The sequence below is a fragment of the Gibbsiella dentisursi genome, assembly GCF_039539505.1.
Taxonomy (GTDB): Bacteria; Pseudomonadota; Gammaproteobacteria; order Enterobacterales; family Enterobacteriaceae; genus Gibbsiella; species Gibbsiella quercinecans.
In genome coordinates this window covers 1-7,522 of sequence record NZ_BAABDG010000006.1, presented here as the reverse complement: position 1 = coordinate 7,522, position 7,522 = coordinate 1, and the positions used below count along the sequence as shown (strand labels likewise).

Here is a 7,522-nt window from a genome sequence, read left to right as displayed (position 1 = left end):
CGCCGCGCTCTACACGACCGGTAACCACGGTACCACGGCCGGAGATAGAGAATACGTCTTCGATTGGCAGCAGGAACGGCTTGTCAATCGCACGCTCTGGTTCTGGGATGTAGCTGTCCAGCGCTTCCGCCAGTTCGATAACCTTCGCTTCCCACTCTGCTTCGCCTTCCAGCGCTTTCAGTGCGGAACCACGGATTACCGGGGTGTCGTCGCCTGGGAAATCGTATTGAGACAGCAGCTCGCGCACTTCCATCTCTACCAGTTCCAGCAGCTCTTCGTCATCAACCATGTCGCATTTGTTCAGGAACACGATGATGTAAGGAACGCCAACCTGGCGGCCCAGCAGGATGTGCTCACGGGTCTGCGGCATCGGGCCGTCAGTCGCAGCAACTACCAGGATCGCGCCGTCCATCTGTGCAGCACCGGTGATCATGTTTTTCACGTAGTCGGCGTGCCCTGGGCAGTCAACGTGCGCGTAGTGGCGAGTCGGGGTATCGTATTCAACGTGAGAGGTGTTGATGGTGATACCACGCGCTTTTTCTTCTGGTGCGTTATCGATCTGATCGAAAGCACGAGCAGCACCGCCGTAGGTTTTAGCCAGTACGGAGGTGATAGCAGCGGTCAGCGTTGTTTTACCATGGTCAACGTGGCCGATAGTACCGACGTTAACGTGCGGTTTTGTACGTTCAAACTTTTCTTTAGACATCGATTGTCCCTCTAAGACACGGATAAATCGGTGGTATCACCACATCAACCAAGCATATGCTTGCTGAATCCAGAACAGAAAGAAAATCAGGGGGCGAGAAAACAAGGAAGTGGTGCTGATAGGCAGATTCGAACTGCCGACCTCACCCTTACCAAGGGTGCGCTCTACCAACTGAGCTATATCAGCACATCTTGGAGCGGGCAGTGGGAATCGAACCCACATCATCAGCTTGGAAGGCTGAGGTAATAGCCATTATACGATGCCCGCATCCTGGAACTCGGCTACCTGATTTTTCTGTAAAAACGAGAGGCTGGAGAAGGACGGTATACGCTTTGCTCCACGCCTTTCATGCCGAACAGCGTAGAATATTTTACACCGTTTTGCATGTGCCGAAGGCTTTCGCCCTCGCCAAAGTGGACAATGTAGCAATCCGCTTTGGTGTAACGTTATCGCTAACGTTGAATTTGGTGGTGGGGGAAGGATTATTCGTCGCTCCGCTCCTCACCCTTCGGGCCGTGCTGCGCACGTTGTCTCGCGCTGCTCGACTCGAACCTTGTCGAAGGTTCTCACCTTCCCCAAAGTGGACAATGCAGCAATCCGCTTTGGTTTAACGTTATCGCTAACGTTGAATTTGGTGGTGGGGGAAGGATTCGAACCTTCGAAGTCTGTGACGGCAGATTTACAGTCTGCTCCCTTTGGCCGCTCGGGAACCCCACCAGATTTTTTTTATTGCTTAAACTTGAATGGTGCCGGCACCAAGAGTCGAACTCGGGACCTACTGATTACAAGTCAGTTGCTCTACCAACTGAGCTATGCCGGCATCAAGTGCAGCGCATTCTAGGTAGAGCGGACGACCTATGCAACAAAAAAATTGCGTCTCGCGCACTTTCGCTCATAAATCAGCCAAATTTGCGTACTCTCTGGCAAATCACTACCCAATATGGGTAAAAATCGACCCGTTACGTGAAGCATTTAATGTGATTTTATCCATAGATTGGCTGTTTTCTTACCCGCCGGTTTCCGCTGGCGTTCGATTTTTTCGCTGCGCCGCAGAGCAAAATATGCGCAACCAGGCTGCACCACAACAGTGAGTTTGCCCACCGGCGGCGCATTCATTCTGCCTATTTGATGACCAACCACATTAGCTTCAGTCAATTAGCCCATTGGCACAAATCTTGCCTAATGTAATTACCCCCTTAGCCCAGGAGGAATAGCCGATGAAAATAGTCTCTATCAATGCCGCCACGCTTCCCATTTATCGGGACGAGCTGGCACAGCTGCTGACCGATGCGATTACGCATGGCGCATCCGTAGGTTACGATACCCAGATCCCGCATGAAGATGCAGAAAGCTACTTCCACAGCCTGCGCCCTGCTCTGGCGAAGGGAGAACTGCTGCTATGGATCGCCCGGGATCAAAGTGGCGTCATCGGTACCGTACAGCTTGAACTGTGCCAAAAGCCCAATGGCCGTAACCGGGCGGAAGTACGCAAGTTGCTGGTCCACAGCCGCGCCCGCCGCAACGGCGTGGGGCACGCGCTGATGAAAACGCTGGAACAGGCTGCACTGCAACACCGGCGTGGGCTGCTCTATCTGGATACTCAAGCCGGTTGCGCCGCAGAAGGCCTGTATCGAACGCTTGGCTATCGTTGCCTGGGGGAGTTGCCCGATTACGCGGCCTCTCCCGATGGCTATTACCATCCCACAGTGATTTATTACAAACGGCTGTTTGCGGTCAACCAGCCTTCACACGCGATTGCCAGCTAACCTCCAGGCGGTATCGCCTGCCGTGATACCGCCCCTCACCCCTCTACTTGTACTGGCTATTTCCCTGCGAATAGACAATATGTAAGAAAAAAGTCTACGCCAAAAAGCAAGCTGTCTATAATATGCAGCTTATTTATTATCTGGCGTTGGCGTTCGGCGCCGCTTCCAACGTGCGTAACCAGGCAGAATTTAGCTTATGATAAAAAGAGATCAATCTTTAGCGACGCCTTACTTACAGTTCAATCGTACCCAGTGGGCTGCGCTGCGGGATTCTGTTCCGCTCACCCTTTCGGAAGCAGAGATCGTTAAGCTTCGAGGCATTAACGAAGATCTTTCTTTGGATGAAGTCGCGCAAATTTATTTGCCGCTATCGCGCTTGCTGAACTTTTATATCAGCTCTAATCTGCGCCGGCAGGCGGTGCTTGAGCAATTTTTGGGTACCGATGGGCAAAAAATCCCTTACATCATTGGGATAGCAGGCAGTGTCGCCGTCGGGAAAAGCACCACGGCGCGCCTGTTGCAGGCGCTGCTCAGCCGCTGGCCGGAGCACCGCACCGTTGAGTTGATTACCACCGATGGCTTTCTGCATCCCAATAAGGTGCTCAACGAACGCGGGCTAATGAAGAAAAAAGGCTTCCCGCAATCGTATGATATGCATAACCTGGTCAAGTTTGTTTCTGAAGTGAAATCCGGCGCTAAACGCGTTACGGCACCGGTGTATTCACATCTTATTTACGATATCGTCACCGATGGCAATAAAGTCATTGAACAGCCTGATATTCTTATTTTGGAAGGATTAAACGTGTTGCAAAGCGGGATGGATTATCCTCACGATCCGCATCACGTATTTGTTTCCGATTTTGTCGATTTTTCTATATATGTAGATGCACCGGAAGACTTATTGCAAACCTGGTATATCAACCGTTTCCTGAAATTCCGCCAGGGTGCGTTTTCCAACCCGAACTCTTATTTCCATAACTATGCCAAATTGCCGGAAGCCGAGGCAATCAATATTGCCACCGGGCTATGGAATGAGATTAACGGTTTGAATTTAAAACAGAATATCCTTCCTACCCGGGAGCGCGCCAGCCTTATCATGACAAAAAGCGCCAACCATGCGGTAGAGAACGTTCGCCTGCGAAAATAGCGGTGCTGACTGCAAACCAGGCACAGTTTGCGCAACAGCAATAGGGGGTTCACCCCCCTATTCTATTTATTGTCACTGCGCGCTGCGCAATGATATTTCCCCACCGATAAATGGCTTTATCACACCTTCCTGTTCCAACAGCAGCGCTCCTTGCTGATCGATGCCGCGTGCAATACCAAAGATCTGCTGCTCGCCAATCAATAGCTTAACCGGACGATCGATAAAATTATCCAATTGTCGCCAGCGGGCGACGAACGGGGCCAGCCCTTGTTGTTCAAACTGCGGTAGCGTACGGCGCAACTCATTGAGCAACGTGGCTGTGAGTTCGTTACGATCGATATCAATCCCGGCTTCCTGCAGGTTGATCCAGCCCTGGTCAATCGTATGGGTATCCCGCATCGCCAGATTAATCCCGGCACCGATTACCAACTGCGCGGCATCGCCGGTTTTACCGGTTAATTCGACCAAGATGCCGGCCAGTTTACGATCGTTTAGGTAAAGATCGTTCGGCCATTTTACCCGCACGTTTTCCGCACCCAGGCGCTGCAGGGTTTCCGCCATCACAATACCAATCACCAGGCTTAGGCCGATCGCGGCCGCTGGGCCCTGCTCAAGCCGCCAAAACATGGAAAGGTACAGGTTAGCGCCAAACGGCGACACCCAACGGCGCCCACGGCGGCCACGGCCTGCCTGCTGATATTCTGCTACGCAGGCGTCGCCGGATTGCAGCTCGGCGATACGATCCAGCAGATACTGGTTCGTGGAATCCACAACCGGCAGCACGGTAATACGTTGCTCATCCAACAGGCGGATAATACGCTCAGCATCAAGCAATTGAATTGGCGCAGGCAAACTATACCCTTTACCCGGCACGGTAAAGACATCCAATCCCCACTCGCGGATCGTCTGAATGTGCTTATTGATGGCTGCGCGGCTCATCCCCAGTGCTTCACCCAGATGTTCACCGGAATGAAAGTTGCCGTCGGCAAGCAACGCAACCAGTTTTAACGGCACCGTTGTATCTTTCATGACAGTATCTCCAGTGCATCCACTTCACCTGATGCAGCGATAAAGCGAACTTCTGGCTCCAGCCATACGGCAAACTTTTCAGCCACGGTGTTACGCACATGGCGCGCCAGCGCCACGACATCCTGGCTGGAGGCGTTGTTCTGGTTCACCAGAACCAATGCCTGCTTGCTGTGCACCGCAGCGCCGCCAATCTGTTGCCCTTTTAGGGCGCACTGATCGATGAGCCAGCCCGCCGCCAACTTCTCCTGGCCACTGGCCTGCGGATAGTGCGGCATACCAGGGTATTCGCTCAGTAGACGTTGCGCCTGTTCTTTGCTGACCAACGGGTTTTTAAAGAAACTCCCGGCGTTACCGGTTACCCGGGGGTCGGGCAGCTTACTCTGGCGCATTTGACACACGGCCTCGAATACCTGGTGGGGCGTTACCGTATGCAGATCCAATTTAGTGAGATCGCCATAATTCAGCAGTGGACGCCACTGCTTGTTTAAACGCAGCCCAACGCCCACGATGATGTAACCCAGTTTGAGCTGGTGCTTGAACACGCTTTCACGGTAACCGAACCCGCAGCGTTCTACGCTCATGCGATCGATAGCGCCCGTGTTGAGATCCAGCAAATCGACATACTCGCAGACATCTTTCAGTTCAAGACCGTAGGCACCGATATTCTGGATAGGCGCAGAGCCGACTCTGCCTGGGATCAACGCCAGGTTTTCCAGACCGGGAATATCTGCATCTAACGTTTGCCTCACCAACTGGTGCCAATTTTCCCCGGCGCTAACGTGCAGGTGCCATGCATCTTCCTGCTCCTGGATGGCGATGCCTTTAAGCGCATTGACCATCACGGTGCCGGCAAAGTCCTCCAGGAACAAGACATTACTGCCTTCACCGAGGATCAGCAGCGGCTGCTGGCGTTTCTGGGTCTGTTGCCAGACCTTAATCATCTGTTCGATGGTCTCGGCAATCACCAATTGCGCTGCGTTAACCGGGAGCGCAAAAGTATTGTAGTCTTTCAAAGACGCACTTTCAGTATGCATAACGTTAGATACCCTTACGAAATAAATTATACCTAGTCTACCCAATTTAACGTTGATAGCTATTATTTGTTTTTCTTCGTCGTTATTTTAATGCAAGGGATTTTTAAGAACGCTATTCACAAGGCGAGAAATAATAAAAATATACCATATAATCAATAATATATAAAAATACGCGTATGCTATTCATCGATTTGGGGTATATAAATAATCAATAGGTACTAAGTAAGTATTCCGGATATTGATTACTACAAAAAACTATCGACGATCTATTAGCAAATAGCCTTTCTCCGTAAATAAATAATAACTATCTATTATAGATTCGAGAATGTTATTTTCTTCCCACCCACACAGGCCGGCCCCATCATGAGAGCCTATAGCGCGCCGAAGCGTGGCCCACAACGCAAAAAGCCCCGTACGCAAGTACGGGGCTTTCTACTGGATTTGATGCCTGGCAGTGTCCTACTCTCGCATGGGGAGACCCCACACTACCATCGGCGCTACGGCGTTTCACTTCTGAGTTCGGCATGGGGTCAGGTGGGACCACCGCGCTATTGCCGCCAGGCAAATTCTGTTTCATTTCAGCCGTTACAGTTCTCTCTGCAACCACCAAAACCAATCTGCAAACAAGCCAAAAATCTCTGTCACGTCTCTAAAACACCTTCGGTGTTGTAAGGTTAAGCCTCACGGTTCATTAGTACTGGTTAGCTCAATGCATCGCTGCACTTACACACCCAGCCTATCAACGTCTTCGTCTTAAACGTTCCTTTAGTGGACTTAAAGCCCAAGGGAAGACTCATCTCGAGGCAAGTTTCGCGCTTAGATGCTTTCAGCGCTTATCTCTTCCGCACTTAGCTACCGGGCAATGCCATTGGCATGACAACCCGAACACCAGTGGTGCGTTCACTCCGGTCCTCTCGTACTAGGAGCAACCCCTCTCAATCTTCCAACGCCCACGGCAGATAGGGACCGAACTGTCTCACGACGTTCTAAACCCAGCTCGCGTACCACTTTAAATGGCGAACAGCCATACCCTTGGGACCTACTTCAGCCCCAGGATGTGATGAGCCGACATCGAGGTGCCAAACACCGCCGTCGATATGAACTCTTGGGCGGTATCAGCCTGTTATCCCCGGAGTACCTTTTATCCGTTGAGCGATGGCCCTTCCATTCAGAACCACCGGATCACTAAGACCTGCTTTCGCACCTGCTCGAGCCGTCACTCTCGCAGTCAAGCTAGCTTATGCCTTTGCACTAACCTCCTGATGTCCGACCAGGATTAGCTAACCTTCGTGCTCCTCCGTTACTCTTTGGGAGGAGACCGCCCCAGTCAAACTACCCACCAGACACTGTCCTCACCCCCGCTTAGGGGGCCGAGTTAGAACATCAAACATTAAAGGGTGGTATTTCAAGGTTGGCTCCATGCAGACTGGCGTCCACACTTCAAAGCCTCCCACCTATCCTACACATCAAGGCTCAATGTTCAGTGTCAAGCTATAGTAAAGGTTCACGGGGTCTTTCCGTCTTGCCGCGGGTACACTGCATCTTCACAGCGAGTTCAATTTCACTGAGTCTCGGGTGGAGACAGCCTGGCCATCATTACGCCATTCGTGCAGGTCGGAACTTACCCGACAAGGAATTTCGCTACCTTAGGACCGTTATAGTTACGGCCGCCGTTTACCGGGGCTTCGATCAAGAGCTTCGCCTTGCGGCTGACCCCATCAATTAACCTTCCGGCACCGGGCAGGCGTCACACCGTATACGTCCACTTTCGTGTTTGCACAGTGCTGTGTTTTTATTAAACAGTTGCAGCCAGCTGGTATCTGCGACTGGCTTCAGCTCC

The 7,522-nt window shown here is 51.8% G+C and carries 6 protein-coding genes, 4 tRNA genes, 2 rRNA genes and 1 other RNA gene; 3 read left to right on the top strand and 10 right to left on the bottom strand.

Annotated elements, in window-relative coordinates; translation table 11 throughout:
• From ABFX35_RS14320 to ABFX35_RS14295, 6 genes are all read right to left on the bottom strand, one after another.
• Positions 1-706 (bottom strand): elongation factor Tu (locus tag ABFX35_RS14320; protein WP_346081846.1); only part of this gene is annotated, 706 nt, incomplete at its 3' end.
• A 110-nt stretch (positions 707-816) separates the two neighbouring features.
• Positions 817-892, bottom strand: a tRNA-Thr gene (locus tag ABFX35_RS14315).
• 6 nt (positions 893-898) lie between these two features.
• Positions 899-973 (bottom strand) — tRNA-Gly (locus ABFX35_RS14310).
• A 198-nt stretch (positions 974-1,171) separates the two neighbouring features.
• A non-coding RNA gene (locus tag ABFX35_RS14305) (RtT sRNA) lies at positions 1,172-1,296 on the bottom strand.
• 42 nt (positions 1,297-1,338) lie between these two features.
• A tRNA-Tyr gene (locus ABFX35_RS14300) sits at positions 1,339-1,423 on the bottom strand.
• A 27-nt stretch (positions 1,424-1,450) separates the two neighbouring features.
• A tRNA-Thr gene (locus ABFX35_RS14295) sits at positions 1,451-1,526 on the bottom strand.
• A 37-nt stretch (positions 1,527-1,563) separates the two neighbouring features.
• Here ABFX35_RS14295 and ABFX35_RS14290 point away from each other — a divergent pair.
• The 3 genes from ABFX35_RS14290 to coaA all read left to right on the top strand — a co-directional run bounded on the left by ABFX35_RS14290 (position 1,564) and on the right by coaA (position 3,619).
• Positions 1,564-1,797 carry a hypothetical protein gene (locus ABFX35_RS14290; RefSeq protein WP_279029289.1) on the top strand — a complete coding sequence of 78 codons (234 nt, stop codon included), beginning with the start codon at positions 1,564-1,566 and terminating at the stop codon, positions 1,795-1,797.
• A 126-nt stretch (positions 1,798-1,923) separates the two neighbouring features.
• Entirely contained in the window at positions 1,924-2,472 is a 549-nt protein-coding gene (locus ABFX35_RS14285) for a GNAT family N-acetyltransferase (RefSeq protein ID WP_279029292.1), read from the top strand.
• A gap of 196 nt (positions 2,473-2,668) precedes the next feature.
• Positions 2,669-3,619, top strand: coding sequence for a type I pantothenate kinase (gene coaA / locus ABFX35_RS14280; protein WP_095846275.1), 951 nt, complete (start codon positions 2,669-2,671; stop codon positions 3,617-3,619).
• Positions 3,620-3,691: 72 nt separating this feature from the next.
• Here the strand turns inward: coaA and birA are convergent, their stop codons facing one another.
• The 4 genes from birA to ABFX35_RS14260 all read right to left on the bottom strand — a co-directional run.
• The gene (gene birA, locus ABFX35_RS14275) at positions 3,692-4,648 is read right to left on the bottom strand and encodes a bifunctional biotin--[acetyl-CoA-carboxylase] ligase/biotin operon repressor BirA (protein ID WP_279029296.1); all 957 of its coding nucleotides are present in this window, start codon (positions 4,646-4,648) and stop codon (positions 3,692-3,694) included.
• A complete protein-coding gene (gene murB, locus ABFX35_RS14270) occupies positions 4,645-5,682 on the bottom strand; it encodes a UDP-N-acetylmuramate dehydrogenase (RefSeq protein WP_279029299.1) in 1,038 nt (345 codons plus the stop codon). The genes birA and murB overlap by 4 nt, the downstream gene beginning before the upstream one ends.
• A 446-nt stretch (positions 5,683-6,128) precedes the next feature.
• A 5S ribosomal RNA gene (rrf, locus tag ABFX35_RS14265) occupies positions 6,129-6,244 on the bottom strand.
• Positions 6,245-6,352: 108 nt separating this feature from the next.
• A 23S ribosomal RNA gene (locus ABFX35_RS14260) occupies positions 6,353-7,522 on the bottom strand; the annotation flags it as partial.